Annotated in this window: 21 protein-coding genes and 1 pseudogene; 12 read left to right on the forward strand and 10 right to left on the reverse strand. The window is 50.7% G+C overall.

The genetic code is table 11. The features are described from left to right. A pseudogene (locus B5F07_RS04165) lies at positions 1–266 on the forward strand (PD-(D/E)XK nuclease family transposase); the annotation flags it as partial. Positions 267–391: 125 nt separating this feature from the next. Here B5F07_RS04165 and B5F07_RS04170 read toward each other — a convergent pair. Beyond that, positions 392–2,947 (reverse strand): family 78 glycoside hydrolase catalytic domain, encoded by a 2,556-nt coding sequence (locus B5F07_RS04170; protein WP_087160033.1) that lies wholly within the window; start codon positions 2,945–2,947, stop codon positions 392–394. Between the two features lie 235 nt (positions 2,948–3,182). On the opposite strand from B5F07_RS04170, the gene B5F07_RS04175 reads away from it, so the two are divergent. Continuing rightward, positions 3,183–3,926 carry a YkgJ family cysteine cluster protein gene (locus tag B5F07_RS04175; RefSeq protein WP_087160034.1) on the forward strand — a complete coding sequence of 248 codons (744 nt, stop codon included), beginning with the start codon at positions 3,183–3,185 and terminating at the stop codon, positions 3,924–3,926. Between the two features lies 1 nt (position 3,927). Here B5F07_RS04175 and B5F07_RS04180 read toward each other — a convergent pair whose 3' ends face one another. Further along, complete coding sequence (locus B5F07_RS04180; protein ID WP_087160035.1) at positions 3,928–4,581, reverse strand: YitT family protein; 654 nt, start codon at positions 4,579–4,581, stop codon at positions 3,928–3,930. 140 nt (positions 4,582–4,721) lie between these two features. Between B5F07_RS04180 and B5F07_RS04185 the strand changes: the two genes are divergently transcribed. Continuing rightward, positions 4,722–5,543 (forward strand): MerR family transcriptional regulator, encoded by an 822-nt coding sequence (locus tag B5F07_RS04185; RefSeq protein WP_087160036.1) that lies wholly within the window; start codon positions 4,722–4,724, stop codon positions 5,541–5,543. A 69-nt stretch (positions 5,544–5,612) separates the two neighbouring features. On the opposite strand, the gene B5F07_RS04190 is transcribed toward B5F07_RS04185, so the two are convergent. From B5F07_RS04190 to B5F07_RS04200, 3 genes are read right to left on the reverse strand one after another with little or no spacing between them, the layout of a single operon-like run. Next, positions 5,613–8,162: an ABC transporter permease gene (locus B5F07_RS04190; RefSeq protein ID WP_087160037.1), complete on the reverse strand. Its 2,550-nt coding sequence runs from the start codon at positions 8,160–8,162 to the stop codon at positions 5,613–5,615. Then, positions 8,159–8,893: an ABC transporter ATP-binding protein gene (locus B5F07_RS04195; RefSeq protein WP_087160038.1), complete on the reverse strand. Its 735-nt coding sequence runs from the start codon at positions 8,891–8,893 to the stop codon at positions 8,159–8,161. The genes B5F07_RS04190 and B5F07_RS04195 overlap by 4 nt, the downstream gene beginning before the upstream one ends. 60 nt (positions 8,894–8,953) lie before the next feature. Then, entirely contained in the window at positions 8,954–9,433 is a 480-nt protein-coding gene (locus B5F07_RS04200) for a phosphatase PAP2 family protein (RefSeq protein WP_162613051.1), read from the reverse strand. A gap of 402 nt (positions 9,434–9,835) precedes the next feature. Here B5F07_RS04200 and B5F07_RS04205 point away from each other — a divergent pair, with 402 nt between their 5' ends. The 6 genes from B5F07_RS04205 (at position 9,836) to B5F07_RS04230 (ending at position 16,159) form a co-directional block, all read left to right on the forward strand. After that, positions 9,836–10,222 (forward strand): YbaN family protein, encoded by a 387-nt coding sequence (locus B5F07_RS04205; RefSeq protein ID WP_087160040.1) that lies wholly within the window; start codon positions 9,836–9,838, stop codon positions 10,220–10,222. 60 nt (positions 10,223–10,282) lie between these two features. Beyond that, a complete protein-coding gene (locus B5F07_RS04210; protein WP_087160041.1) occupies positions 10,283–10,723 on the forward strand; it encodes a nitrous oxide-stimulated promoter family protein in 441 nt (146 codons plus the stop codon). After that, complete coding sequence (locus B5F07_RS04215) at positions 10,720–12,462, forward strand: ABC transporter ATP-binding protein/permease (protein ID WP_087160042.1); 1,743 nt, start codon at positions 10,720–10,722, stop codon at positions 12,460–12,462. The genes B5F07_RS04210 and B5F07_RS04215 overlap by 4 nt, the downstream gene beginning before the upstream one ends. Next, entirely contained in the window at positions 12,462–14,132 is a 1,671-nt protein-coding gene (locus tag B5F07_RS04220) for an amino acid ABC transporter ATP-binding/permease protein (RefSeq protein WP_087160043.1), read from the forward strand. The genes B5F07_RS04215 and B5F07_RS04220 overlap by 1 nt, the downstream gene beginning before the upstream one ends. Before the next feature lie 112 nt (positions 14,133–14,244). After that, entirely contained in the window at positions 14,245–15,723 is a 1,479-nt protein-coding gene (locus B5F07_RS04225) for a polysaccharide deacetylase (RefSeq protein ID WP_087160044.1), read from the forward strand. A gap of 106 nt (positions 15,724–15,829) precedes the next feature. Then, a complete protein-coding gene (locus tag B5F07_RS04230) occupies positions 15,830–16,159 on the forward strand; it encodes a DMT family transporter (protein ID WP_242972428.1) in 330 nt (109 codons plus the stop codon). 68 nt (positions 16,160–16,227) lie between these two features. Here B5F07_RS04230 and B5F07_RS04235 read toward each other — a convergent pair whose 3' ends face one another. The 4 genes from B5F07_RS04235 to B5F07_RS04250 form a co-directional block, all read right to left on the reverse strand. Continuing rightward, positions 16,228–18,162, reverse strand: a complete 1,935-nt coding sequence (locus tag B5F07_RS04235) for a heavy metal translocating P-type ATPase (RefSeq protein ID WP_087160045.1) — start codon at positions 18,160–18,162, stop codon at positions 16,228–16,230. A 289-nt stretch (positions 18,163–18,451) separates the two neighbouring features. Beyond that, on the reverse strand, positions 18,452–18,727 hold the full coding sequence (locus B5F07_RS04240) for a metal-sensing transcriptional repressor (protein WP_087160046.1): 276 nt from the start codon (positions 18,725–18,727) through the stop codon (positions 18,452–18,454). Positions 18,728–18,861: 134 nt separating this feature from the next. Continuing rightward, on the reverse strand, positions 18,862–20,352 hold the full coding sequence (gene galT / locus B5F07_RS04245; RefSeq protein ID WP_087160047.1) for a UDP-glucose--hexose-1-phosphate uridylyltransferase: 1,491 nt from the start codon (positions 20,350–20,352) through the stop codon (positions 18,862–18,864). 21 nt (positions 20,353–20,373) lie between these two features. After that, complete coding sequence (locus B5F07_RS04250; RefSeq protein ID WP_087160048.1) at positions 20,374–21,543, reverse strand: galactokinase; 1,170 nt, start codon at positions 21,541–21,543, stop codon at positions 20,374–20,376. Between the two features lie 215 nt (positions 21,544–21,758). Between B5F07_RS04250 and B5F07_RS04255 the strand changes: the two genes are divergently transcribed. Next, entirely contained in the window at positions 21,759–22,610 is an 852-nt protein-coding gene (locus B5F07_RS04255) for an AraC family transcriptional regulator (RefSeq protein WP_087160049.1), read from the forward strand. Here B5F07_RS04255 and B5F07_RS04260 read toward each other — a convergent pair. Beyond that, positions 22,594–23,412 (reverse strand): helix-turn-helix domain-containing protein, encoded by an 819-nt coding sequence (locus B5F07_RS04260; protein ID WP_087160050.1) that lies wholly within the window; start codon positions 23,410–23,412, stop codon positions 22,594–22,596. The genes B5F07_RS04255 and B5F07_RS04260 overlap by 17 nt on opposite strands. A gap of 239 nt (positions 23,413–23,651) precedes the next feature. On the opposite strand from B5F07_RS04260, the gene B5F07_RS04265 reads away from it, so the two are divergent. Both B5F07_RS04265 and B5F07_RS04270 read left to right on the forward strand, forming a co-directional pair. Then, positions 23,652–25,721, forward strand: coding sequence for a beta-galactosidase (locus B5F07_RS04265; protein WP_087160051.1), 2,070 nt, complete (start codon positions 23,652–23,654; stop codon positions 25,719–25,721). Then, positions 25,718–26,620: an ABC transporter permease gene (locus B5F07_RS04270; protein ID WP_087160052.1), complete on the forward strand. Its 903-nt coding sequence runs from the start codon at positions 25,718–25,720 to the stop codon at positions 26,618–26,620. Before B5F07_RS04265 ends, B5F07_RS04270 begins: the two co-directional genes overlap by 4 nt. Positions 26,621–26,623: the final 3 nt, after the last annotated feature.

Below are 26,623 nucleotides of genomic sequence, written 5' to 3' on the forward strand. Positions count from 1 at the left end.
TAAACATGTTTTCCAAAGAATTACAGGAACTGGATCGGAACACAGTACAGTATATGATCGATGAAATGCAGGCGGAGATTGATGAGCAGGAGAAGCAGTTGAAGGAGAAAGATGCATTAATCTTTGATCAAAGTGCGGCGATTTCGGAGAGGGATACTTTAATCTCTAATCAGAGTGCGGAAATTTCAGAAAAGGATGCTGCCATCTCCTCGCTTACCTCAGAACTCGAAACTCTGCGCCAGCAGTTGGCGGCACTGCAGAAATAAGTAACAGAAACAGAAAGTTTCCGGCATAAAAATCCGGCGTCTGCTTCGACATAGCAGGCGCCGGATTTTTAGTGCCCAAAGGGCACGATTCTTTTAAAGTCGGACACGATCTTTCCAACCGACTCTTACTGCGTAACGGAGAACATGTATTCTCCGGCAGAAAGGAAATGTCTGTCTCCTCCCGGGAGAACTACATCTGCCGTGCAGTTCGCAGGAACAGTGATCCGGAAGCAGTGTCCTTCCGGTGTTTTCTCCCAGCCGCTTGATACCGTGCCATAGACGGAATCATAGGAAAAGCGGATGTGGGAGAGCTGGCTGACGATGTGAGGTTCGATGACAAAGTGATTCCTGCGTCCGTCCAGTTTCACTCCGCAGAGGCAGTCAAAGAGCCACTGGCAGCAGGCGCCTTTGGAGTAGTGGTTCAGCGAGGCGTCCGGCGTCCAGTTCTCCCATACTGTGGTGGCGCCCTGTCTTACCTGCTGAACCCATCCGAGTTCCGGATTCATCAGCGTCCGGTATGCGTCTTCGGAAGCGCCTGCTTCGGAAAGCATTTCGAAGACGAAAGGCGTGGTCAGAAATCCCGTGCCGATCCGGTAATTCCGTTTCCGGTTCAGCAGAACGATTTCCTCAAGCAGTTTTTTCCTTGCGCTGCCCTTTGCCAGATTCAGCCCGCAGGGACGGACGTATTTACACATGCGTTCCGACTCAATGGAACCGTTCTTTACGAAATAGTGGTTGTAAGCTTCTTTTGTCTGTTCTGCAACTTTCCGGTATTTTTCCGCAGCGTTCTCCCTGCCGAGATGGGCTGCCATTTCTCCCATCAGCGCAGCAGAGTAGGAGAGATAGGCGGTTGCCTCCTCACAGGCAGGCATTACGAGGGAAAGCTTTCCGGGAGCACAGTCTTCGGGCTCCGTCCACTCCCCGAAATGTCTGCCGCATGCCACGATATAGCGGTCATAGCGGCTGCGCGGCGGAGAAAAAAGGGTCAGGAGATTTCGCTTTCCCATCCTTTTATAGAAGAAGGAGAAACATTTTTTCATATTTCCCCAGAACTCCCGGATCAAAGCATCGTCGCCATAGCGTTTCCAGAAGTAGTAGGGGATTGTGATCATGGCGTCGCCCCATCCGGAGCTGCCTTCCATGGAAACCCATTCGAATACTGCCGAGCCGGACGGGGCAGAAGGATTCACGTTGTAGACGAGTCCGCTTTCCTTCTGGCAGTCCGCTACGTCGCGGAGCCATTTTCGGAAAAAGGCGCGCTGATCCATCATATAATTGCCTGTGTTGAAAAACAGCTGCGCGTCCCCGGTCCATCCGGCGCGCTCCCTTGTGGGACAGTCGGTGGGAACATCGAGAAAATTCCCCTTCATACTCCAGAATGTATTGTGTACGATCTGGTTGAGCTCCGGGTCGGAACTGTCAAAACGGAAAGTCACATCCATGTCGCTGTACACGGCGATGGCGGTAAAGTTCTCCGGGAGAATCTCATCCCGCCAGTCGCGGAGCAGCACATAGCGGAACCCCATGACCGTAAAGCGGGGCTTGTAAACATGCGGCTTTCCGTCGCAGACAAAATCAATGGTCTGGAAATGGCACTTGTCGTATTCTTCAGATGAGATATTCCGGTAAGTAAAGCAGCCGGAGTCATCCAGTTTTTCCCCGAACACCATGCTGCATCTGTCGCCTTTCTTTCCGCAGAGTTTCACTTCCACATATCCGGCAATATTCTGCCCGAAATCAAGAACTTTATTTCCGTCGGGGCAGGTGAGAATCTCCGGGGTGCTGAATCGTTCTTTCTCATGAATGGGACTGTTGTCCGAGCAGTCTATGATACCGTTGTAATCGGTTACTGCCGCTTTTCCCTGAAAATGAGGAACAAAGTTGAAATCAATGGATTCGCCGTCTTTCATATCGGCAAAGCGCACAGGGCCGTCGTTGCACCAGAGAAAATCTCTGTCTGTGAAGACACACTGCAGGGAGCCGTCTGTTTTACAGATCTCCAGCTGTGCCAGAACCTTGGGCTCATATCCGAAAGGCTTTGCCTTGTTGAAGACGCCCATGTTGCTGGCATAGTATCCGTCAGCCAGGTCAATATCCCAGACATTTTCCCGATCAATCAGAGAAGTGACGTCATAGGCCTGATAGTGGACGCGCTTCTGAAATGCAGTGGAACCGGGGCAGAGCACCTGGTCGCCAGCTTTCTTTCCATTGATGCGCGCCTCGTAGATTCCGCAGGCGGTAATGTAAAGCCTTGCCTGACGGATTTCTCCGTCCACGGAGAATACTTTGCGGAAGCAGTCCGCCGGATAACGATCTTTGCCGGACGAGCTGTGCGTGTAGTTGCCCATGATCCAGCGGGCACTCCAGTCCTGCCTGTCCAGAAGACCCATCTCAAAAGATGCGGATTCACTCCATTCCCCGGTTTCGCCTTTCTCATCAGTCAGACGAATCTGCCAGATAACCCGGTCCCGGCTTGTGAACTTCCACTCCGGACGTGCTGTCATGCGGTCTGTTTCTATTTTCTCAAGTTCCATCCATTCGCCGCCGTTTAAGGAAAAGCGGATCTGGTAAGCACTCTGGCGGACGGCATCCTGAACCGTCCAGGACAGCCGGGGCGAACGGATGTCGATTCCCAGCGGATCGCTGAGATATTCGGTTCTCAAATGTACTGCCTGAATCATAAAAAATCCCTCCCTGGGTAAAAATAATTTCCTGGTTTTCAGAATTATTTTAGCAGATCCGGAGGGTGGGTAACAGAAACGAGATATCTGTCTGCAGGTATCTGGTGAAACTGCGGGGCGGAATTTGTCCGGGATGAAACTGTCGGAATTAATTTGGACTGGCACGGCGGTTGAAATAAAATCCCCTGCCCGGTATAATGGAACCATACTGCTGCAGAAATGAGGTTTTATATCTATGAAAAGAAATGTTGATCTGAAAGAAATATCTGACGGAAGGCTCTACTCCTCCGGGGACATGGTGCGCGCCGACTGCCGGGGCTGCGAAGGGTGTTCCGCCTGCTGCCGCGGGATGGGAGAATCGGTGGTGCTTGATCCCATGGACCTGTACCGCTTAAGCTGTGGAACCGGGCTTGATTTTAACGGTCTGATGGAAAAGTATATCTCGCTGAATGTGGTGGATGGGCTGATTCTTCCGAATCTGAAGATGGAAGGGGAGAGCGGAGCGTGTGGTTTCCTCGATGAAAAGGGGCGGTGTTCCATTCATTCCTTCCGTCCGGGAATCTGCAGGCTCTTCCCCCTGGGACGATATTATGAGGAAAACGGATTCCGCTATTTTCTGCAGGTTCACGAGTGTGCAAAGCCTGACCGGAGTAAAATAAAGATCCGGAAATGGCTGGAGATTCCGGATCTGAAAACCTATGAGAAATATATCTGGGACTGGCACTGTTTCCTGAATCAGTGCGGGGAGGGAATGAAAGATCTGGATGACGCCCAGGTTCGGACGCTTTCCCTGTATGTGCTCCGGACGTTTTATCAGACCCCGTATTCCACCGATGGAAGGCTTGAAGGAAGTTCCGGCGGCGGAAGTACTGCGGACGACCGGACATTTTATACGGCATTTTACAGCCGCCTTCAGGAAGCCTGCAAAACGCTGGGATTTCCCTGTCCGGACCTGCTGCCCCGCGATCCGGAGAAATAAACTATTCCGTTGCCTCTTCCTTCCGGTATATTTTGAAGTCCTGAATCCGGTCAATGAGGAACGAAGAAACCGTTACGGTTACCACGGAAAAGAGAATCCGTGTGTACGGGATATAAGTCAGGGACAATCCCAGGACAACAAGGTCCGTGAAAAGATACGCCCGGGACAGCCGCCAGTGTGTGACTCTGGAAATCGAGAGAGCCAGCGCATCGTCTCCGCCGCTGGAACCTCCCTGGCGCACGATGATGCCTACGCCGACACCGACGAAGAGACCTCCGAGCAGTGCGGAGAGCAGCGGGTATGCGGACAGGTCGGGCAGCATATGGGGAAAGAGTTCCCACACTTTGTAAAAGAGAGAGACGCTCAATGTAGATACAATGGAGATCCGGATAAAACGTCCGCCCAGGTATTTATAGGCGGTCAGATAGCACGCCGCATCCAGGATGGGCGTGATCAGGGCAGGGGAGAAACCGAGCCAGTGTTCGACCAGCAGCATCAGGCCGATGACGCCTCCCTCCGTGATGCCGGTCTGCTGATGGATATTGTGGATGCCGAAAGTACAGATCATGGCTCCAAGAAGAATGAGCAGGGTGCCCTTGATGGTCAGCCCTTCTGTCAGCCTTCCTGCTACGGCACGTATTTTTTTCTGCAGCATATATATTCCTCCTACTGATTTATGTGATTTATGAGTGATTGCAGGATCGGAAGACAGATCGGATCCTGCGCAGAAAATATGATTTTCTTCTGTGGAAATATCATAAAGGATATAGTAACTATAGTGTCAAGGAGAAAGTAATGAAAAATTTATTCTCAATCGGGGAAGTGGCAAGATATCAGAAGATTTCCAAGCAGACGTTGATCTTTTACGATAAAATCGGACTGTTCTGCCCGGTGTACGTGGATCCGGACAACGGGTACCGTTATTACAATGCCAGTCAGCTGGACGAACTGGATACGATCCTGATCATGAAAAAAATAGGGTTTTCATTAAATGATATCCGGGAGCACATGCAGAACTATAATATTGACAGCAGTCTTGCCGCATTCCGCCAGCAGATGGAAGTGATCGATCAGAAGATCGATGAGCTGCGTCTGATCCGCAGCAGAGTGGCACAGCGCTGTGCCCAGATGGAGCAGGCAAAAAAATACCTGGATGAAACCGGTACAGGCGTTACAGTGGAACAGCTTGAAGAGCAGTACATCCTTGTCAGGGAGATCGGGGAGCCTTATACGCTGCGGGAGACTTCGGTCGCCACAAAACAGTGTTTTGCAGAAGCTTTTGAGAAGCAGCTTCCGATTTTTTTCGAGTGCGGGGTGATTGTCCCTCTTTCGAAGATCCGGGAGGGAAAGTTTACCGAGGCTTCGCATGCATTTCTGCTCACGGAAAAGACAGAGCAGGCGGAAGAGATCAGATGCCTCCCGGCGGGCAGGATCGCAGGGACTTTTCACCGGGGAGATTATGCATCCATCGGGAGCTCGTACCGGAGAATCCTGGATTACTGTGATGCGAACTCACTGGAGATCATTTCTGATTCCTATGAGTTCTGCATCAACGATTACATCACGTCCCACGACGAGGATGAATACATTACCAGGATCCTGTTCTACATCCGGTGAGCCGGCCATGAAATGGCGCTGACGTGCAGTGAGCCGGCTGCAGAATAGCTCAGACGTGCGGTGGCAGGATCAATTCTCGAAACTGTGCAGTCTTTCGATGATCGTTTCCCGTGCTGCACAGTGGTAGACAAGGGGCGGGACAGAGAGGCATATCACGAAGATCGACAGGATCAGAAGGACGACCAGCGAAACCGGATACTCGAACTTTGCATAGTCTGCGATCCCCGGGACTGCCCGGCTGACCAGCAGGAGAAAGCCGTTTCCGAGGGTGAGGATCAGCCCGGTGGTGATCAGGGCGTACAGCCCGCCTTCCATGGTCAGGGTTCTGCGGATCTGCCTCTTTGTCATGCCTACGCTTTCCATGATGGCAAATTCATTCTTCCGGGCAATGACTCCGGTGAGCATTACATTAACAAAGTTGATAAGACCCACCAGAATCAGCAGGATGGAAGCACCGTTTCCAAGGACGGAAAGCCCGGAGAAGAAAGTGTTCCATGTGTCTCTCTGTCCTGCCGCGCTGACCAGATCCACATATGCGCCTGTGAGAGTGCCGGAGAGTTCCTGAAGACGTGCGTCCACTGCATCCAGTTGGGAAGGATCATCAATATCCACTCCAATGTCACAGATCAGAGCCTGGTCTGTCAGCCGTTTCATGCCCTGTTCACTTACGAGCACCGCTTCCGGCGCCACGATGCTGATGAGGTCATAACGGCTTTCCGGGTAATGGGAATTCCGGTATTCTCCGTAGGACCAGTAGCCGTCCACCCGGAATGAGGCAGGTTTCCCATCCTGTGCATCCGCCGTAAACGTGAGTTCCTTACCGGTCAGCTCTTCATCGTACCACTGTCCGGATACGATTGCAGTATCGCCCCGCCGGAAAGCTTCCAGGTCGATGGAATCCCCGTGGCTTTGGTTCCAGGCTTCCACCTGGCTGTCCTCCACGGTAAAAATATATGTGCCGTACCGATTCCGGTCGATCAGATCCTGAATTTCTGCCATCATCTCATCCCGGGACTGGTCTGCCGGAACATACCATTCGCTGTAGACAGCATCCAGCATCTCAGAAAACTGTTCCCCGTCAAATTCCAGATTTGCAAAGATCCCGTAACTGACATGAACGCCCGACACCCCTTCCGTGGCGGATACCCGGGAGACAAAGTCCTCGCTGTACTGCGGGATAAATTCTCCCTCCGGTCCGGGAAAGACGAAAAACTGATCATCCAGAAATTCAAATGAGTAGTTCGTATAATTCTCGATATATTTGTCCGCTGTCAGGCTGCCCAGCACGCCGTTGACGCCAAGGATGCTGACGGTTCCCATAAAAAGGGAGAGGAAAACAAGGAGGGCGCGCTTTTTATCCCGGAAAATATTGTGAAAAGCCATGACAAACAGACTGCCTCCGTTTCTGGAACGGCGGGATTTCTGTTTTTTCGGGGCAAAATTCTGGTAGCGCAGTGCCTCTGTCGGCGAGATCTTTGCCGCTGTTTTTGCGGGAAGGCTGCAGCTGATCCACACGGTCAGTGCAGAAAACAGGATGGAAAACAGAAAAATCAGCGGCTGGAAGGAGACTACAGTTCCGGTTTTGGAATCGATTCCGGTATATCCTGCCCGCAGTACAAAAGGCACCAGTACGACAGAGACAAGGGCGGCCAGAACGATCCCAACAGGAATACCGACACATGCAAACTTAAATGCCTGCCGTTTTACCAGGGACCTCACCTGACGCCGGGAAGCGCCCACTGCTCTGAGCAGTCCGTAGAAGCGGGTGTCCTTTGTGATGGAGATATACAGCACGTTATAGATGAGCAGATATCCGCTTGCCATAATAAAAAGGACCAGCATGGCAGCTATGATCACGATGGAATTTCCGGAGGATGAGCCCGGGGTTCCTATGCCGTTAAAGGACTGTCCCTCTGCGAGGTCTATATCTGCCTCAAGACTGGAAAGATCAAAGGCAGGATTGCTCAGACGGATGGAGAGAATACCGTCGGTTTCCGTGCGATAGCCGGAAGACCGGCACCAGGCTTCCGAGAAAACTGCCTTTCCTGCTCCCGAGTAGTCGCGGAACCAGCCGCTTAAAAGAAAGGTGTCGGTGTGTTCCCCGTTTTTATCTGTATAAGACAGGGGAATCTCCATGCCAATGGAAGGAGAAGAGATGCCCATCTGGGAGAGTGCTTCCATGTTCAGCATGATCTCATTTGTAGCAGAGGGATAAGAGCCTTTGATATCACTGACAGCTTCCCGGAAATGATTTTCCCACTCATCGCTGTCGCAGTACATCAGGGCGATATTCAGGGGATTTCCCGCTTCATTTACCTGATCTGCCGTGCCGATCTCGATCTGATGTCCGGTGGATATGACATAATCCAGTGCCTTTATCTGTTCCTCCTGTTTGCGGGATGGCATATTCAGGGAAGCGTTCGCCGTTGTTCCTGCCTGGCGGATCTGTGAGATCTGCATGTTCGTGATGTAGCTGAAGCCCAGGCTGAACACCGTTGCGATCAGGAAAGTGGTCAGTATAACGGCGAGCACGGCAAAGAGGTTGCGGACGCGGTTGGCCTTCGTCAGCCCTTTTTCTACCTGTCGGAGGGTGGATTTACTGATGGAGTGTGTCTTCATGGCTGTATCCTCCTCTGGCTGTTGTTCCGGATATTGTGCTGCTCATAAGAGTGGGTGAGCGTATCACCGGCGATCCTGCCGTCTTCGATCCGGACGACCCGGTCAGCGATAGCGGCGATTTCCGGATCGTGGGTAATCATCACAATGGTCTGGCGGAACTCCCGGCTGGTCTTTTTCAGCAGGGCGATGACAGCCTGACTGGTCCTGCTGTCTAGGTTGCCGGTGGGCTCGTCGGCAAGAATGATGGATGGTTTTGTTGAGAGCGCCCGTGCGATAGCAACGCGCTGCTGCTGTCCGCCGGAGAGGCTGCCGGGCAGACGGTCAAGTTTTCCCTCAAGCCCCAGCAGGCTGACCAGGCGCATGATAAAGTCCTCATTGGGTCTGTGGTTGTCCAGAGTGATGGGAAAGACGATATTTTCCCACACGTTCAGCACCGGGATGAGATTGTAATTCTGAAAGATAAAACCGATATGTCTGCGCCGGAACACAGTCGCAGCCTCGTCTCCAAGGCCGGAGAGTTCGGTGCCGTCGATGGTGACACTGCCTTCATCCGGCACATCCAGTCCGCCCAGCATGTTGAGGAGCGTTGACTTCCCGCTGCCGGAAGTGCCGATGACTGCCGTGAACCCGTCCTTTTCGATTTCCAGATCCACGCCGTCCAGTGCCCTGACAAGCGCTTCCCCGGAACCATAATATTTTTTCAGCCCTTTTGCCTGAAGAATGATGTGCATATTCTGTAACCTCCGTCCTACTGAATGAAATGATAAACGAAATGATACCCCGGATATTTTTCAGATATTTTTCTGCAGCCGGTTCTGCTGTCTCTGCGGCAGCCGTATGGAGTAGTCCGTCTTCCCTGCATAGACTGCCAGATAAACTGCCCCGTAGAGCGCGATGCCGCAGAGCACGTCAAAGACAGAGTGCTGCTTTAAGAACATCGTTGAGAGCACGATGGTCAGGGCGAGGAACCAGGAAGCCAGGCACAGAATCCGGTGCTTCCTCAGGCTTTCGCACCCACCGATGGCAGCGGCCGCAGCCAGGGAGTTAAATACATGGATACTCGGAAGAATATTGGTGGGAGTGTCGATCTGATACAGGATCCGCACCATTTCCGTAAAGATATTCCCGTCTGCCGTCAGTGCGGGACGGAGGTCATGCCCGTTGGGATACAGCCAGGACACCAGAAGAAACAGCGTCATTCCGACACCGAGGGATGCCATGAACTGCCAGTATTCCCGGGTATTTTTCTCAAAACAGGAAAAATAGATCACGGTAGCTGCCACATAAAAGAACCAGAGTACATAGGGAATAATGAAATATTCGCAGAACGGGATCCTGTCGTCCAGTGACGTGTGGATGATGTGTATTCCGCCGTTTCAGCGCATTTCTAGAAGCCTGAAAGCAAGCAGATAGAAGATGAGATAGCTGATGATCAGCAGGGGATGTTTTTTCTCAAAGTATTTTTTCATAGTCTGTAACCTTCCTCTCTAATTATCTTATCTGATATCTGTAGGATAGCAGAGGAAGGTTACATTTCAGGCGCATGGAAGGTTACAGTATTGAAACATAATATGAAATTTAGAGTTGAAAACGATTCTCAATTATGTTATTATACCCGTTGGTTAGTTGAAACTATCAATGGTAAGACGTATACAACGATAAGGAGAAGGTGTATGAAAACAAATCCATTTAAAATTCTCTGGCTGGCAGCTGCATTTCTGTTTCTCGGGATCGGGGCAGTGGGAGTGATCCTTCCGGTGCTGCCGACAACGCCCTTTCTTCTGCTCGCATCTTTCTGCTTTGCGAAGGGCTCGAAGCGGTTCCACAACTGGTTTATGGGAACGAAACTCTATAGAAACCATCTGGACAGTTTCGTAAAGAACCGGTCCATGACGCTCAAGACGAAGCTGTGCATTCTGCTTCCCGCCTCGGCGATGCTGATCTGCGCATTCCTGCTCATGCAGAATCTTCCGGGACGGATCTTTATTATCTGCCTGATCATCTTCAAGTATGTCTACTTCTTTACAAAGATCCGGACGATTCAGCCGGAGGCGGCGTGAGCAGGGGCAAAAAGAGGCAGATGACACCTGCAATTTTATGATTCTGGGAGAAATGATGCGATGAAAAGAGATGGAACTCCGGGAAAGGCTCCGGAGAGGAAAACCGCAGGAAAGCGGGAGAAGGAAAAACAGGTGATGGAGCTGATGATCCGGCTGTACTGCAGAAAGAACCACGGAGAGCGGCGCAAGAAGGAACTATACAGTTTGGGCAGTGCAGAAGTTCCCGGTCACGGGCAGACAGGAGATGAGCTTTGCAGCGAGTGCCGGGCGCTTCGGGATTATGCCATGCTGCGCATCGAGAAGTGTCCGTTCATGGAGACGAAGACATTCTGCAGCAACTGCCGGGTACACTGCTACAGGGCTGAGATGAGGGAGAAGATCCGGGAAGTGATGCGTTTTTCCGGACCCCGGATGATTTTTTACCATCCGGTTATGGCGGTCCGCCATGTGGTCAGTTCCATACGGGAAAAGAAGAGAATGGAAAGGGAAGAAAGACAATGATTAAACCAAGACTGATGAAGCTGATGAAAGGTTCCGGCAAATATATCGCCGCCAATATCTTCTGGCAGTGGGTAGCGCTGCTGTTTCAGATCGCCTCGGTGATTTCCGCCGGAGTTCTGATTCAGGAACTGTTTGAAGGTTGGATAAGGCAGGAGACATTTTTAACGACGGCAGGCATCGTACTGGCGTCCATTGTTATGCGGTTTGTCTGTGAGAAGCAGGCTGCGCGGGCGTCCTACCGTGCTAGTGCGGACGTGAAGCTCATCCTGCGGAAACAGATCTATGAGAAACTGCTCCGGCTGGGAGCTTCCTATAAGGAAAAGGTGCCCACTTCCGAGGTGGTGCAGGTCTCGGCAGAGGGCGTGGAGCAGCTAGAAGTGTATTATGGGAAATATCTGCCTCAGCTTTTCTACAGCCTGCTTGCCCCGGTTACGCTTTTCCTTGTGCTCTCCCCGGTCAGCATGAAGGCGTGCATCGTCCTTCTTGTCTGTGTGCCGCTGATCCCGGTGTCGATCGTGGCTGTGCAGAAGTTTGCCAAACGGCTGCTGAACAAATACTGGGGGATCTATACGGAACTGGGCGACAGCTTCCTTGAGAATCTGCAGGGACTGACCACGCTGAAGATCTATCAGGCGGACGGAATGAAAGCGGTGGAGATGGATGAGGAATCCGAGCGGTTCCGTAAGATCACCATGAAAGTGCTGACCATGCAGCTCAACTCCGTGAGCGTCATGGATATTGTGGCGTACGGCGGCGCGGCGGTGGGAATGATCGTCACGGTGCGGGAGTTCCTGGCGGGAAATGTAAGTCTTGCCGGAGCATTTGCCATTATCCTTCTGGCGGCGGAGTTCTTTATCCCTCTGCGGCTTCTGGGATCTTTCTTTCACATTGCCATGAACGGCATGTCGGCAAGCGACAAGATCTTCCGGATCCTGGACATGGAAGAACCCGTTACACTGTCCGGTGCCGAGCACAACATGCAGAAAGGTACCGGGTCCGGTCTGAGCGTGAGCCTCTCCCACGTGGGATTCTCCTATGAACCGGAGCGTGCAGTGCTTGAGGATATTACGCTGGATATTCCGGCGGGAAGCTTTGTCTCCCTGGTGGGAGTATCCGGATGCGGAAAGAGCACCATCGCCTCACTTGTGACCGGGCGGAACAGGGGATTTACCGGAGAGATCCTTATCAACGGAGTTCCCATCGGGGAGATACGGGAGACGGAACTGATGAAGAAGATCACCCTGGTCCGTCACAACAGCTGTCTGTTTAAAGGGACAGTGGAAGAGAACCTGAGAATGGCAAAACCGGACGCTACGGCAGAAGAGATGGAGCGGGTTTTAAAAGAAGTAAATCTCTACGGATTTCTTTCCTCACAGGAAGGACTTTCCACCCGTCTGGAGGAGCAGGGGAGCAATCTGTCTGGCGGACAGAAGCAGCGGCTTGCCATTGCCAGGGCGCTTCTGCATGAGAGCCCCATGTATATTTTTGATGAGGCGGCGTCCAATATTGATGTGGAGAGCGAGGAGCAGATCATGCAGGTGATCCGGAATCTTGCCCGCACAAAGACGGTCCTCTTTATCTCGCACCGGCTTGCCAACGCGGTAGAGAGCAACTGCATTTACATGCTTGAGAAAGGCAGGATCACGGAGAGCGGGACCCATGAGGAACTGATGAAAAAAGGCGGAGGCTATGCCGGGCTGTACCGCAGGCAGGAAGAATTACAGGAGGTGAGAGCATAATGGAAAAGAACAGGAAACGAAGAAGCGGAATCCGGATTATGGGGAAACTGATCGGGCTGGTGAGACCTCTGCTGCATGTGATGGCAGCGGCGGTGATCCTTGGAGTTGCGGGATATCTCTGTGCCATTTTCCTGACGGCTCTGGCAGGTGCGGGTCTTTTAAACGTCATGGGACTGTGGGAGAAAGCATCGCTTACGACCGTGTTCGTCTGTCTTGCGGCAGCGGCGGTTCTGAGGGGCGTGCTGCACTACGGGGAGCAGGCCTGCAACCACTATATCGCTTTCAAGCTTCTGGCACTGATCCGTCACAAAGTGTTCGCGGTGCTGCGGAAGCTCTGCCCGGCAAAACTGGACGGCAGGGACAAGGGAAATCTGATCTCGATCATCACCTCGGACATCGAGCTTCTGGAAGTATTCTATGCCCACACGATCTCTCCCATCATGATCGCGGTTTTTACCTCACTGATCATGGAAATCTTTTTCTTTCATTACCATGTTCTTGCCGGTCTGTTTGCACTGGCGGGATATGTGGCGGTGGGAGTGATCGTCCCGGTGTGGAACTCCGGGAGAGGCGCGTCCTGCGGCATGGAGTTCCGGGAGTGTTTCGGGGATCTGAACAGCTTCGTCCTGGAGAGTCTCCGGGGGCTGGATGAGACGATCCAGTACCAGAGGGGAAAAGATCGGGAAGAGGAAATGGTAAAAAAGAGCAGGCAGCTTGACAGAAAGCAGAAGATCATGAAGGATCTGGAAGGAACCCAGAGGGGAGTCACCAATACACTGATACTCCTGTTCTCCTTCGGAATGCTGTTCCTGACGGCATATCTCTGTATGCAGGGACAGCTCTCTTTTGAGGGGGCATTTCTGTGTACCATCCTTATGATGGGATCCTTCGGACCGGTGACCGCCCTTTCCGGCCTGTCCAACAATCTGATGCAGACCCTGGCAAGCGGCGAGAGAGTTCTGTCACTTCTCGAGGAGGAACCACAGATAGGGGAGGTGAGCGGTCAGGAGCATGCAGAATTCGGAGATGTGAGCTGCAGCAACCTTGATTTCGCCTATGAGGATGAGCAGATTTTAAAAGATTATTCCATCCGGATTCCCAAAGGGTCCAGAATCGGCATCCACGGACGCAGCGGGTCGGGAAAATCCACGCTGTTAAAACTTCTCATGCGTTTCTATGATCCTCAGCGGGGAGAGATCTCCATCGGGGAAAGAGGGCTTGTGTCGGTGAATACGAAAGAACTGCGGGAGATGGAGAGCTATGTGACACAGGAGACAGACCTGTTTCACGATTCCATTGCAAATAATATCGCGGTGGCAAAACCGGGAGCGTCCCGGGAGGAGATCGAGGAGGCGGCGAAAAAGGCAGCTCTGCATGAATTTATCCTTTCTCTTCCCAAGGGATATGACACGCAGGTGGGAGAGCTGGGGGATACCCTTTCCGGCGGCGAGCGGCAGCGGATCGGGATCGCCCGGGCGTTTCTCCACGATGCGCCCATGCTCCTTCTGGATGAGCCCACCAGTAACCTGGATTCCCTGAACGAGGGGATTATTCTCAAGTCCATCCGGGAGACATGCCAGGATAAGACCGTAGTGATCGTATCCCACCGGGAGTCAACCATGGCGGCGGCAGAGAAGATCTATGAGATGGAGAACGGAAGGCTTTCGTAGGAGTAATTCTTAAGACTTCATTAATTTAAACTTATGCTTTTCGAGTATCTATTGACCCGTATGGAGACGGATGCTATCTTAAAGTCAGAACAATAATAAGAGGGTCAATTCTATGCAGAAGATAAGTATGAATAAGAGAACAAGGGGAACAGTAAGAAAGAGTACAGGAAGAAAAATATACAGCGGTCGCGGGAGCAGAAATACCCGGCGGAGACTGATGAAAATCGCGCTGGTGATTCTCATACCGCTTCTGGTAGTGCTGGGCGGTGCGCTGCTGTTTATGAAGCTGCACCCGCTGATTCTGAAAAATGAGGTGGTGGAGCAGGAGCTGAAGGAAGATTTCCATCCCATGCAGAATATCGGCTTTGTGTTCGGAGGAAAGATAAGCCAGGTGTCTGTGGAAGGGAATGTAGATCTCACAAAACCCGGGGACTATACGCTGACCTACCGGTTCCACAACTATGAGAAGCAGGCGGTTGTGAAGGTGCGGGATACGAAGCCGCCGGTTCTTGCAGTGAAGCCTTACACTGCTGATCTGACGGAAGAGATTACGCCGGAACTGTTTGTGGAGTCGGTGGAAGATGCGTCTGAGGTGACATTAAAGTTTGTGAATCCTCAGACCTGGGATCAGCCGGATACATATGATGTCGAAGTTGCGGCTGTGGATTCCGCCGGAAATGAGACCGTGGAGAAGACCACTTTGACCCGGGTGAAGGATGAAACCGGACCGGAGATCAGCGGAACAGACGATGTGGAGATTCTCCAGGGAAAGACGTTTGATTTCCAGAATGGTGTGACCTGTACAGATGACATGGATCCGAATCCGGTCCTGGAGGTCAATACAGACCAGGTGGATCTGAATACGCCGGGCACTTACAAGGCGGTCTATACAGCGAAGGACCGCTCCGGCAATGTGACAACGGTTGAGCGGAAAGTGACGGTGGATAAGAATGAAGAGTACGACCAGAAGATCGTTTACCTGACATTTGACGACGGACCGTCAGAGAATACGGGAAAGATCCTGGATATTCTGAACCAGTACGGCGTCAAGGCGACATTTTTCGTTACCGGTAACAACCAGAAGTATGATTCCATGATCACCCGCGCCTATAAGGAAGGACATTCCATAGGACTGCATACATACACACACGATTATCCGGAAGTATATGCATCGGAAGAGGCATATTTCAATGATCTTCAGAAGATATCCGACCTGGTGGAAAGCCTGACCGGAGAGAAGTCGCGGATCATCCGTTTCCCGGGAGGGTCGAGCAACACGAAGAGTGCCAATTATGTGCCGGGGCTGATGACTTCGCTTGTAAAGAAAGTGCAGGAGAAGGGATACCAGTACTTTGACTGGAACTGTGATTCCACAGATGCAACGGGCAACAACGTGGCAGTGGAGAAACTGGTGGCTAACGCCACATCCTGTTCGAAGCAGCATATCAACATTCTGATGCATGACACGGACGCAAAGGATACGACTGTGGAGGCGCTGCCGCAGATCATTGAATATTACAGGGATAAAGGATATACATTTAAGGCGATCACAGTGGATTCTTTTGCACCCCACCATAAGGTGAACAACTGAACCGGTACTCTCTTGACGGAAATACGCCGATCCGTTAGAATATGCCTTGGAAAAGCTGCAGTATCAGCTTTATTTCAGCGGTTTATAAAAAGGAGAGTGCGTACATATGATGTTGTCTTACGGTTTTCTGGCAGCGGCGATCGTGCTGGAGCTGATCGCCACGTCAGTCCTGAAATATACGGAAGGATTCACAAAGCTTTATCCCACGATCGGTTGCATTATTCTGTATATTCTGTGCTTTTTCTGCCTGGCGAGGGCGCTGATGAAGATGAATCTGGGAATTGCCTACGCCACCTGGTGCGGCGTAGGCATTGTGGTATCGACACTGGTTTCCGTATTTATCTATAAAGAAGGAATTTCCTTCCTGGGCGTAATCGGAATCATTCTGATTGTGGCAGGATGCGTGATCCTGAATCTTTACGGCACAGCTCACTGAGTGCCGGGCTGAATCGGCGGGCGGCACGAGCAGATTAACGTCGAGTGCAGCGGAAAGGCGGCGGGGCATCAGTGCTCCGCCATTTTTGCGTGCCGCTGCTTCCAGGTGAGCAGGAAAGCGGAGTTGACGATGACAAGCACCGAGCCTGCATTGTGGACAAGGGCTCCCACTACAGGATTTAAAATACCGGTAATCGCAAGGATGATTGCGACGAAATTCAGGGTCATGGAAAATGTCAAATTGATCCGGATCGTCGTCATCATCCTTTTTGCAAGTCGGAGAAGGTGGGGAAGCTCCCGGATATCATCGTTGACGAGGGCAATGTCCGCGGCATCCACGGCGATATCGCTTCCGATTCCGCCCATGGCGATGCCCACAAATGCTTTCCGCAGCGCCGGCGCGTCGTTGATCCCGTCGCCGATCATGCATACCTGACGGTTATTTTTCTGGTCTTCGTCAATCCATTTCAGTTTGTCTTCCGGGAGACAGTCTGCATGTACCTGGCTGATGTGGAGCTGCTCTGCAATGTGCCGCGCCGCATTTTCGTGGTCTCCGGTAAGGAGCACCGGTGTGACGCCTGTCCGGATGACTTCATCGATCGTCGATGCGGCGTCCTCCCGCAGCGTATCGGAGAGGGCGATAAATCCGGCAGGCTGCTGATCCACAGCGATGTAGATCACCGTACAGCCGTCCTGCAGGCAGGAGGCGGCAGCGGTTTTGACGGAATCCGGCAGCAGGACCCCATGTTCCCGGAAAAGCTCCGGATTGCCCGCAAGGATGGCATGCCCTTCGGCGACAGCCTGAACTCCCCGCCCGGGAAGCATGTGGAATTCTTCCGGGGATCCGGGAGTCTCGCCGTTCTCTTTTTTATAGCACTGTACGATGGCTTTCCCCAGGGGATGTTCCGAATTCTGTTCAGAACATGCGGTATACCGGTAGAGCTGCGCCTCGGAAATGCCGGGAAGGAAGCTTTTTACCGCAGTAACCCGTGGAGTTCCGTATGTAAGAGTTCCGGTTTTGTCAAATGTGATATCGCTGACGGTGGCAAGCCGTTCCAGGGCGTCGCCCTCACGCACGAGAAACCCGTGCTTCGTGGCATTTCCGATTGCCGCCATGATGGCGGTAGGCGTGGCCAGGACAAGCGCGCAGGGGCAGAAAACTACGAGGATGGTGACAGCGCGGATGATCTCTCCGGTGACCAGCCAGGTCAGGGCAGCAGCCGAGAGGGCGATGAGCACGATCCAGGTTGCCCATCGGTCCGCGATTCCTACGATTTTCGCCTTTCCAGCGTCTGCAGACTGGACGAGGCGGATCATGCGCTGGATGGAACTGTCCTCGCCGACCTTGACCGCTTCCATCTCAAATGCGCCGAACTGGTTGAATGTGCCGCTTGATACTTCATCGCCCGGTCCTTTGTCAACAGGCAGGGACTCCCCGGTCATGACAGCCTGGTTGACCGAGGTTTCCCCGGTGAGGATTACGCCGTCCACGGGAATAGTCTCTCCGGGATGCACGCGCAGACGGTCGCCGACCTGTACCTCTTCCGCGGGGATGATCTCTTCCTTGGTACTGACGGATGTGCCGGACGCCGGGGATGCTGTAGAAATGGAACTTTTTGTGATCCGCCGGGCAGTCCGGGGAGTGAGATGGACAAGCTTCTCAATGCCTGCCCGCGCCTTTGCCACCGTCAATTCCTCAAGAAGCCCTCCCAACTGCATGATAAAGGCGACTTCTCCGGCGGCAAAGTCTTCCCCGATGATCACCGAGGCAATCAGGGCGATAGACACCAGTACGTCAGCTTTGATATCAAAGGCGGTGACCAGACCGATGACTGCTTCCAGGATAATCGGGATCCCGCACAGAATGATGGCAATCCACGCCATGTCAAAGGGGAAAGGGGAGAGTCCGGCAATGCTTGCAAGAAGGGCGGCGCCGGATATGACGAGAAATGCAATGTCCCGTTTCGTCCCGCCCCATTCCAGAAGTTCTTCCAGTTTCTTCATGATACACTCCAATCCGCCGCCGTAGGTTCTGTAAATGCGGTCTGTAAATGAGATCCATAAATGAAATCTATAAATGAGACCCGACAGGAAAGAATACCGGCTCCGGCAGCTTAAAATATTATGAAAACAAATATACCTATGTGGGTATGGGTATATTATATACCTATAGGGGTATAGGGTGTCAAGAGGAAGAGAAGATAATTCTGCAGAAAAAAGACCATAAAAAAATCGAACGATCTTATTGATAAAACCGTTCGATTTTTTATAAAATACTCTATCTCAAAGTAATCTATTTCATATTCGCAAACCGTTCCACAGCCTTGGTAAAACTGGCGATCGTCGCATCCACATCCCCATGCTCGATCCCGTCTTTTACACAGTGGTTAATATGTCCTTCCAGAACGATCTGCCCGACTTTATGGAGGGCAGATTTTGCTGCGTTGATCTGGGAGAGAACATCTTCGCAGGGAATGTCTTCGTCAATCATCCGGTCGATTGCCTGCACCTGGCCGATGATCTTCTTCAGACGGCGATGCAGATTATCCGAGTCCATACACTGTTTCATAAGTAAGCCTCCTTCTATCAATATATCCGCAAACCGAAAGCATTGTCGCTGTTTTCCGGTCCGGAACGTGACATTACTTTTCTTATTATAAGTGATGGAAATGAGAAAGTAAACTGCAAAACCGGATTTCCAGATTACAGCACGCTGATAAACCTGCGGAAAGCTTCCAGTCCTTCCTCTGTGCATTTGAACACTCCGGCGTCCTCGAGCACCTGGCAGAAGACCTTACCGACTTCCTGCTCCAGAATGTGGTCGATGTTGCTTTCATTGACGTCAGAATAGGTGGGAAGGAACTCGTCAACCCAGTCCGCATGCTTCTCAATCTGGTCGTTGCTGCGGATATCCTTCCCCTCCAGAATGTATTCCCGCAGAAGTTCCATCTCGCCTTTTAATCTTGCAGGAAGGACAGCGAGTCCCATGACTTCGATCAGCCCGATATTTTCCTTCTTGATGTGATGGAGCTTCTCGTGAGGGTGGTAGACCCCAAGGGGGTGCTCATCTGTTGTAATGTTGTTCCGAAGCGTCAGGTCGAGCTCATAGAGATCCCCGCGCCTGCGTGCGATCGGAGTGATCGTGCTGTGGGGCGTGCCGTCTGTCTCCGCAAAAATAAAGGCGGATTCGTCAGTATATCCTCTCCATTTCCCGAGAATATGGTCTGCCAGGTCGATGATTCTCTCCGGATCTTCGCTCTGGAGACGGATGACAGAGAGAGGCCATTTTACAATCCCGGCTTTCACGTCCTCATAGCCGGAGACGGTAAAGTTCTCGATAATCGGCGCCTTAGCCATGGCGAAAGTATAGTTTCCGCCCTGGAAATGGTCGTGGCTTAAGATGGAACCGCCCACAATCGGAAGATCCGCATTGGATCCCAGGAAGTAGTGGGGGAACAGTTTGATAAAGTCGAACAGCTTGGCAAATGCCGCGCGGTCCACCTTCATCGGGATATGCTCTCCGTTGAACACGATACAGTGCTCATTATAGTACACGTAGGGAGAGTACTGGAATCCCCATTTCTTTCCCTGGATTGTGATGGGGATGATCCGGTGATTCTCACGGGCGGGATGGTTCGCCCTGCCCGCATATCCTTCGTTCTCCATACAGAGCTGACATTTCGGGTAGGAAGAAGATTTTGCCTTCCCGGCTGCAGCGATGGCTTTTGGGTCCTTTTCCGGTTTGGACAGGTTAATGGTGATATCCAGTGTGCCATATTGCGTTTCTACCGTCCACTTCTTGTCCTTTGCGATGCGGTAGCGGCGGATGTAGTCGCTGTCCTGGCTTAAAGTATAGTACCAGTCCGTCGCCTCTTTCGGGGAGACTTCATATTTCTTCCAGAAAGTATCCTGCACCTGCGCCGGACGCGGCATCAGGCAGTTCATAAGTTTTGTGTCGAAAAGATCCCGGTAGGTTACGGAATCCTCGATAATACCGCGCTTTACCGCCTCGTCCAGCAGTTCCTTAAGCACATCCTCCAGGACAATATTGTCCAGATCACATTCCACATCCTCATAACTGTCTTCCTTCATCATATCCAGAAGAAGATTCGTCGTATAGATCCTCTCTGTCTCCGGAGTAAGTCCCGTGCTGATCCCATACTGAACCAGCTTCTTGATTGCTTCATAGAGCATAATTCTTTCCTCCCTGCCTTTTTACTCGATTCTGGAGGCGCCGTCCCCCACATCAACGGTATAGAACTCCGCCTCATGTCCGACTTTCTCCTGATAAGCCTTTCCGATGCTTTCAATGAAGAGATCCACCGCGTCGTTCTTTACAATGCTGACCGTACAGCCGCCGAATCCGCCTCCGGTGATACGGGAACCCACAACGCCCGGAATGTTCCATGCCAGATCCACCAGAACATCGATCTCCTCGCAGGATACTTCATAGTCGTCCCGGAGGGAGATGTGGGACTGGTTCATGAGCTGTCCGAACTTTACAATATCTCCGCTCTTTAATGCAGCTACTGCATCGATGGTGCGCTGGTTTTCATATACGGCGTGTTTCGCCCGCTTTAACTGTATCGGATCGGTGATCAGCCCTTTGTGTGCCTCAAAGACTTCCGGAGTCAGATCGCCGAGTGCTTTGATGTCCAGTTCTTTCTGAAGGGCGGCGAGGGCGTCCGCACATTCCTGTCTGCGGTCGTTGTAAGCGGAATCCACCAGACTGTGCTTTACCTTGCTGTTCGTGATGATGATCTTCGCATCCTCAAGTACAATGGGCGCGTACTCGTAATTCAGTGTGGATGTATCCAGGAAGATAGCGTTATCCTTCTTTCCCATGGCAACTGCAAACTGGTCCATGATTCCGCAGTTGCAGCCGTTGAAATTGTTCTCCGAATACTGGCCGATGAGGGCAAGATCCGTCATGGAAAGACTGTCAAATCCGAAGAGGTCTCTTAAAATCACACCGGTGAGCACTTCAAGGGAAGCGGAAGAGGACAGACCGGAACCGTTTGGAATATTGCCCCAGATCACCATGTCAAATCCGTTTTCCAGAGTATAGCCTTTCTCTGAAAAAGCCCAGACAACACCCAGCGGATAGTTTGCCCAGTTGTAGGATTTCTGATAGGAGAGGTCGTCCAGAGACACCTCCACTACGCCGAAAGATGTCAGGTTCATAGAGTAAAAATGAATCAGACGGTCATCTCTTCTGCGTGCAGCCCCGTATGTACCCAGTGTCAGGGCGCAGGGGAAGACATGTCCGCCGTTATAGTCTGTGTGTTCTCCGATCAGGTTGACGCGGCCCGGTGAAAAGTAGAGGCGCGCGCCCTCAGAACTGCCGAAAAGTTCTGCAAATTTGTCAAAAAGCTTCGTTTTCATCTGATGTTTCCCTCCTGAAAGATGATATTGTAAAAGATCTGCTGACGCAAAAAAGGACTGCTGTCCGTTTATCAGTTCTGATTTTATTATAATAGGAGAAACGGCGGCAGTATATAAAAATTACGTGCAACTATATGTAAAAATGTTGCATGATGGTTGCGGAACGAGGATAGCCGGTCTATAATACAGACAGAAGAAAAACCGGGAGGCACAAAATGAGCGAGACATACAAACATTCTTATAAAGTGGGAGAGATTCTGCTGAATTCTCTCTCGGTGTATAATGTGGGATACCAGAAATGCGAGCCCGAGTACCAGTGGGGACCGGGGGTGCGCGACCACTACTGTATCCATCATATTCTCTCGGGAAGCGGTTATTACACGACCGGAAAAGTATCGGTCCGCTTAAGCGCGGGGGATACGTTTATCCTTTTTCCGGGCGTGGAACTTGAATACCGGGCGGACAGGGACGAGCCATGGGAGTACGGCTGGGCGGGATTCATGGGAGCGGATGCGGCGTCAATCATCCGCAATACAGAATTCTGCCGGGAGACCCCTTATATCCGCAGGGGGCTTGTGCCGGATGAGAAGATCCGGGAGGGAATCGAACGGATTTACCAGGCAAAGGGCGGTACTTACGATGCCGCAGTTGCCATGGCAGGCGGACTGTATACCCTCCTGTCCGTATTTATGCACTATTCCCGCAGGGAAGAGCATGAGACGGACAGTCAGGTGATGTACGTGGAGAAGGCGGAAGGATATATCGAGACCAACTATTCCTATCCCATCACTGTGGAGGATGTGGCAGCCTATGTGGGAATCAGCCGCAGCCATCTGTTCCGGTCTTTCCAGAATTATATGAGGAAATCACCCAAGGAATTTCTCACCGGGTACCGGATCAAACAGGCCTGCAGACTGCTGCGGGAGACGGATCTCTCGGTATCCGCCATCGCCTACTCGGTAGGGTTTGAGAACAATCTGTATTTTTCCAAGGCGTTCCGCAAACAGAAGGGATTAAGCCCTTCGGAATACCGCAGGGACAGGAGAAACACTACAGACTTTTCCTGAATGCGCTGGGCGACTCCCCGTAATATTTACTGAAAGCTTTTGAAAAGCTGTACTGGTCCGGATATCCCACATCCTGTGAAATCTGTGCTATGCTGTCGTAGGTGGTTATGAGCAGACTGGCGGCAAGCTTCATACGGCATTCAATCTGGTATCGCTTTGGCGATATCCCGATATCGTGGTTAAACTTGCTTATGAAATACTTCTCGCTCATTCCGGTATTTCTGGCAAGTTCCTTTATGGACAGGTTTTCCGTGCAGTGTTCATGGATGTAGATCAGGGTTTTGATTAATTCCTGTGACACATTCACCTGCTTTTTATTTTCAAGCGGAGTAAAGTCTGCGGCGGTGAACATTGTGCTAAGCAGCTGCATAAAGTCGCATAAAGAGGACAGCATGTAATTTTCACCTGTCCTTTTTCTTTTGAAATAATTCTTCTGAAAGAGTTTTGCCTGTCTGTTGAGTTCTTTGTTATAGTAGAGTCCGGAGGCGTTTCTGCTGTGGAAAATATCGATCATGTTGCCGGTCCCCATCTTAAAAAACAGGAAGATAAAGCTGCATTTTTCACAGTCCGTATATGCGCTGTAAGAATCTCCCGGGTAAAACAGAATCACGTCATGGGTGGATGCCTTGATGGTATTGCCATTCATTTCTACAATGATATTCCCGTTGGTGACAAGCCATAAAGTATAGTCTTTATTCGTCTTATGCTCATTCCAGGACGCATCCTTGTCAACGTTGTGCTGAAAGATTATTGAAAGAGATATGTTCTGGAAGATATCAAATATTTTTTTGATTTCATTCATAATTTCTTCCTTTCTGCCTGTCTGCCTGCACAGACGGGCATCTGTTCATAGCCTGAAAGAGGCTTCCAAATGGCATTCTACATCAGGGATCATACTTTTTGACAAATATATAATACCATTTTCTATGTCATTTTAAAAGGCATAATGATATAAAAAATATAGGACTTGTACAAAGTTCGACTTTGAGATCACGGGGCGGTTTTCCTGAGTATTTTACAGCGAAACGCCGGGAATACAGTATGGGAGGGAAGAAAAAGAGCAGGATGGGAGAAAAAAAGAGTATATTGATAGGTACAAACTATCATCCTCATGACTGGGACAGAGAAAGATGGCCGGTGGATATCAACCTTATGAGAGATTCGGGGTTTAATGCCGTACGTGTAGGGCATCTTTGCTGGGACAGCTTTGAACCGGAGGATGGCATTTATACCTTTGAGTGGTTCGATGAAGTCATGGACTTATTTTACAGGGCAGGATTTAAAGTTTTTCTGGATATATCCATTCATCCGGCACCGGTATGGGTTCATAAAAAATGTCCGGGAGTCAATATTGTCTCACGCACGGGAACGAAACAGGCGAGTCTCCGCAGATATATGGAAGACATGGCGGATCCGGAATACCAGCATTATGCATTCCGGTTTGCTGAAGTATTCATAGAAAGATATAAAGATCATCCCGCATTATATGCATTCAGCATGTGCAATGAAATAGGCAGCGGCAGGATGTCGTTTTCTGAATATTCAAGACAGCGATTTATCGGTTGGCTGAAAAGAAAATACGGGACAATCGAAGCGCTCAATCATGCCTGGTCAACGCAGAGGTGGTGCAGAAGGCTTTCGTCGTTTGAGGATATTGTTTTCCCCGAGAATGAGATATCCGTGGCAATGCCTGAGGCAAGGTTGGACATGAGAAGGTTTTTCTCTGATGGTCTCGTAGATTTTATGCAGAAATTCAGCAGGATTATAAAAAGACTTGCGCCGGGAATTCCTTATACGACGAATCTGTATCCGGGGGCAAGAGAAATCGGATATGACTACCTTAACTCGGCGGATACATTCATGGATTATCCGGGAATGGGGTATTATCCGGGATTTGATGTAGATGGGGATATGCAGAAGTATTTCTATACCATTATAAAAGAAAATCTGAATGAGCTGGGAAAACCGTTGTGGTTTCTTGAATTTCAGACCGGAAAGGAAGGAATCTGGTACGGACCGGAAGGATATACCTACATGCAGCTTATGTCAGCCCTGTTAAACAGAGGCGAGGTTTTCCTTGCCTGGACATGGCGGACCATGTACAGCGGAGAAGAGCAGTTTTACTACGGACTGCTTGGGCATGACGGCATCCCCGGTCCTAACCTGAATGAATTCAAAAGAGCAGCGGCAGATATGAAAAAACTGGAGCGTTATGGTTTCCCTTATATGCCAGAACCGGAAGTTGCCCTGGCTTTTGACTATGAAAGTTGGTGGTTTTCACAGTTTCATCCCGGACGATTCAAAACGGGCTATACACATCTGATAATGAACGCGCAGAAAGCTTTGACAGATGTGAATGTGGAGTGGAATATGATCAGCATGAAGAAAATGAAACAGGCATATAAACTGGTCATAATACCGAATCATATTGTGATTGATGCAGAGACGGCAGAGGCTGTCAGAGAGTATGTCAGGAACGGAGGATGTGTTGTCATGACTGCGGAAACAGGAATGGTAGACGGAAACGGACATGCCCATACTTCTCCGCATCCGGGACTTCTGGCAGATGTATTCGGAGTCCGGGCTGCAGGATTTTACAGAACAGATATGCCCTGGAGTTTCTCGGAGAAGACAGAGAGAAAGAATAATCAGGAAAATGTGCGGGAGAGCGTGGAAGTCAGTTTCGGCGATGAAAAAGTGGTTACAGATACTGCTTACTATGAAGTGCTGGAACTCAAAGGTGCAAAAAAATTTGCCGGATTTACAGGCAAAGACATAACGGCAGTATCTGTCAATCAATATGGAGAAGGCTCGGCTTACTATGTCGCTGTGGAAACGGACAGAAAGGTTCTTACGAAAACTCTCGACTTCATAACAGAAAAACTTGGTATCAGAAGGGAGATTGAGCTTCCTGACGGCATACAGGGGAGAGAAATATCAAAAGGACAGTTTTTCCTGGTAAATACAACGGATCATGAAATAAACGTGAAGCTTCCCGTAAAAGGAAAACGTGTTTTGGATGCTGAGGATTTTACAGGTGAGATGGTACTGGGGGGCTATCAGAGCGAACTTATTGTATCAACAAGTAACGACGGGAGGAACAATGTATGACGAAATCGAAAAAATCTTTTAAACTATTTCTTTTTGTTTTGCCGGGAATTATTCTGATCCTGATCTTTCATTATCTCCCTCTGTGGGGATGGTCGTTTGCATTTTTTCAGTATAAACCCGGAAGAAGTCTTCTGGACAGCGTCTTCGTGGGACTGGATAATTTCCAACAGCTGTTCGGCAATTCCATCATGCGGAGAAATCTGGGAAGAGTACTGCTGAACACCTTTGGAATTCACTTCCTTGGCTATCTGTTCACACCCCTTCCGCTTCTTTTTGCAGTGCTGCTCAGTGAGCTGAAAAATACAAAATTTCAGAAGTTCGTCCAGACAGTAACCACGCTCCCGAATTTCATAAGCTGGGTAATTATGTTTTCCCTGACATTTTCCATATTCGGGACTTCGGGACTGATCAATACGGTTCTCAGTGATATGGGCAGTGATCTTCAGGTCAACATACTGAATACAAACAAGCATGTCTGGCTGATTATGGTGCTGCTGCAGCAGTGGAAGAGCCTGGGATGGAACGCAATTATCTATTTTGCGGCAATTGCCGGACTGGATCAGTCCATTTTTGAGGCTGCGGCTGTTGACGGGGCGAGCCGATGGCAGAAGATCAGATACATTACGATTCCTCAGCTGATACCCACCTACTTTGTACTGTTGATCATGAGCATAGGAAACTTCCTCAACACAGGAGTTGACCAGTATCTGGCGTTCGGAAATGCGCTGAATATGGAGAGCATAGAGGTGCTTGACCTTTATGTATATAACCTGGGAATCGGAAGCGGACAAATCTCATACAGTGTGGCAGTAGGTATTATGAAATCCATTGTTGCCGTAGTGCTTTTCGCCACAGCAAACGGGGTGTCAAAAGCAGTGCGCGGGACAAGTGTATTTTAAGGA

The organism is Lachnoclostridium sp. An169 (assembly GCF_002160525.1).
Lineage (GTDB): Bacteria > Bacillota > Clostridia > Lachnospirales > Lachnospiraceae > Mediterraneibacter > Mediterraneibacter cottocaccae.

Excerpts from the sequence above, each read along its gene's own strand:
- B5F07_RS04170 (WP_087160033.1), bottom strand. The coding sequence starts at position 2,947 with ATGATTCAGGCAGTACATTTGAGAACCGAATATCTCAGCGATCCGCTG.
- B5F07_RS04175 (WP_087160034.1), top strand. The coding sequence starts at position 3,183 with ATGAAAAGAAATGTTGATCTGAAAGAAATATCTGACGGAAGGCTCTAC.
- B5F07_RS04180 (WP_087160035.1), bottom strand. The coding sequence starts at position 4,581 with ATGCTGCAGAAAAAAATACGTGCCGTAGCAGGAAGGCTGACAGAAGGG.
- B5F07_RS04185 (WP_087160036.1), top strand. The coding sequence starts at position 4,722 with ATGAAAAATTTATTCTCAATCGGGGAAGTGGCAAGATATCAGAAGATT.
- B5F07_RS04190 (WP_087160037.1), bottom strand. The coding sequence starts at position 8,162 with ATGAAGACACACTCCATCAGTAAATCCACCCTCCGACAGGTAGAAAAA.
- B5F07_RS04195 (WP_087160038.1), bottom strand. The coding sequence starts at position 8,893 with ATGCACATCATTCTTCAGGCAAAAGGGCTGAAAAAATATTATGGTTCC.
- B5F07_RS04205 (WP_087160040.1), top strand. The coding sequence starts at position 9,836 with ATGAAAACAAATCCATTTAAAATTCTCTGGCTGGCAGCTGCATTTCTG.
- B5F07_RS04210 (WP_087160041.1), top strand. The coding sequence starts at position 10,283 with ATGAAAAGAGATGGAACTCCGGGAAAGGCTCCGGAGAGGAAAACCGCA.
- B5F07_RS04215 (WP_087160042.1), top strand. The coding sequence starts at position 10,720 with ATGATTAAACCAAGACTGATGAAGCTGATGAAAGGTTCCGGCAAATAT.
- B5F07_RS04220 (WP_087160043.1), top strand. The coding sequence starts at position 12,462 with ATGGAAAAGAACAGGAAACGAAGAAGCGGAATCCGGATTATGGGGAAA.
- B5F07_RS04225 (WP_087160044.1), top strand. The coding sequence starts at position 14,245 with ATGCAGAAGATAAGTATGAATAAGAGAACAAGGGGAACAGTAAGAAAG.
- B5F07_RS04230 (WP_242972428.1), top strand. The coding sequence starts at position 15,830 with ATGATGTTGTCTTACGGTTTTCTGGCAGCGGCGATCGTGCTGGAGCTG.
- B5F07_RS04235 (WP_087160045.1), bottom strand. The coding sequence starts at position 18,162 with ATGAAGAAACTGGAAGAACTTCTGGAATGGGGCGGGACGAAACGGGAC.
- B5F07_RS04240 (WP_087160046.1), bottom strand. The coding sequence starts at position 18,727 with ATGAAACAGTGTATGGACTCGGATAATCTGCATCGCCGTCTGAAGAAG.
- galT (WP_087160047.1), bottom strand. The coding sequence starts at position 20,352 with ATGCTCTATGAAGCAATCAAGAAGCTGGTTCAGTATGGGATCAGCACG.
- B5F07_RS04250 (WP_087160048.1), bottom strand. The coding sequence starts at position 21,543 with ATGAAAACGAAGCTTTTTGACAAATTTGCAGAACTTTTCGGCAGTTCT.
- B5F07_RS04255 (WP_087160049.1), top strand. The coding sequence starts at position 21,759 with ATGAGCGAGACATACAAACATTCTTATAAAGTGGGAGAGATTCTGCTG.
- B5F07_RS04260 (WP_087160050.1), bottom strand. The coding sequence starts at position 23,412 with ATGAATGAAATCAAAAAAATATTTGATATCTTCCAGAACATATCTCTT.
- B5F07_RS04265 (WP_087160051.1), top strand. The coding sequence starts at position 23,652 with ATGGGAGGGAAGAAAAAGAGCAGGATGGGAGAAAAAAAGAGTATATTG.
- B5F07_RS04270 (WP_087160052.1), top strand. The coding sequence starts at position 25,718 with ATGACGAAATCGAAAAAATCTTTTAAACTATTTCTTTTTGTTTTGCCG.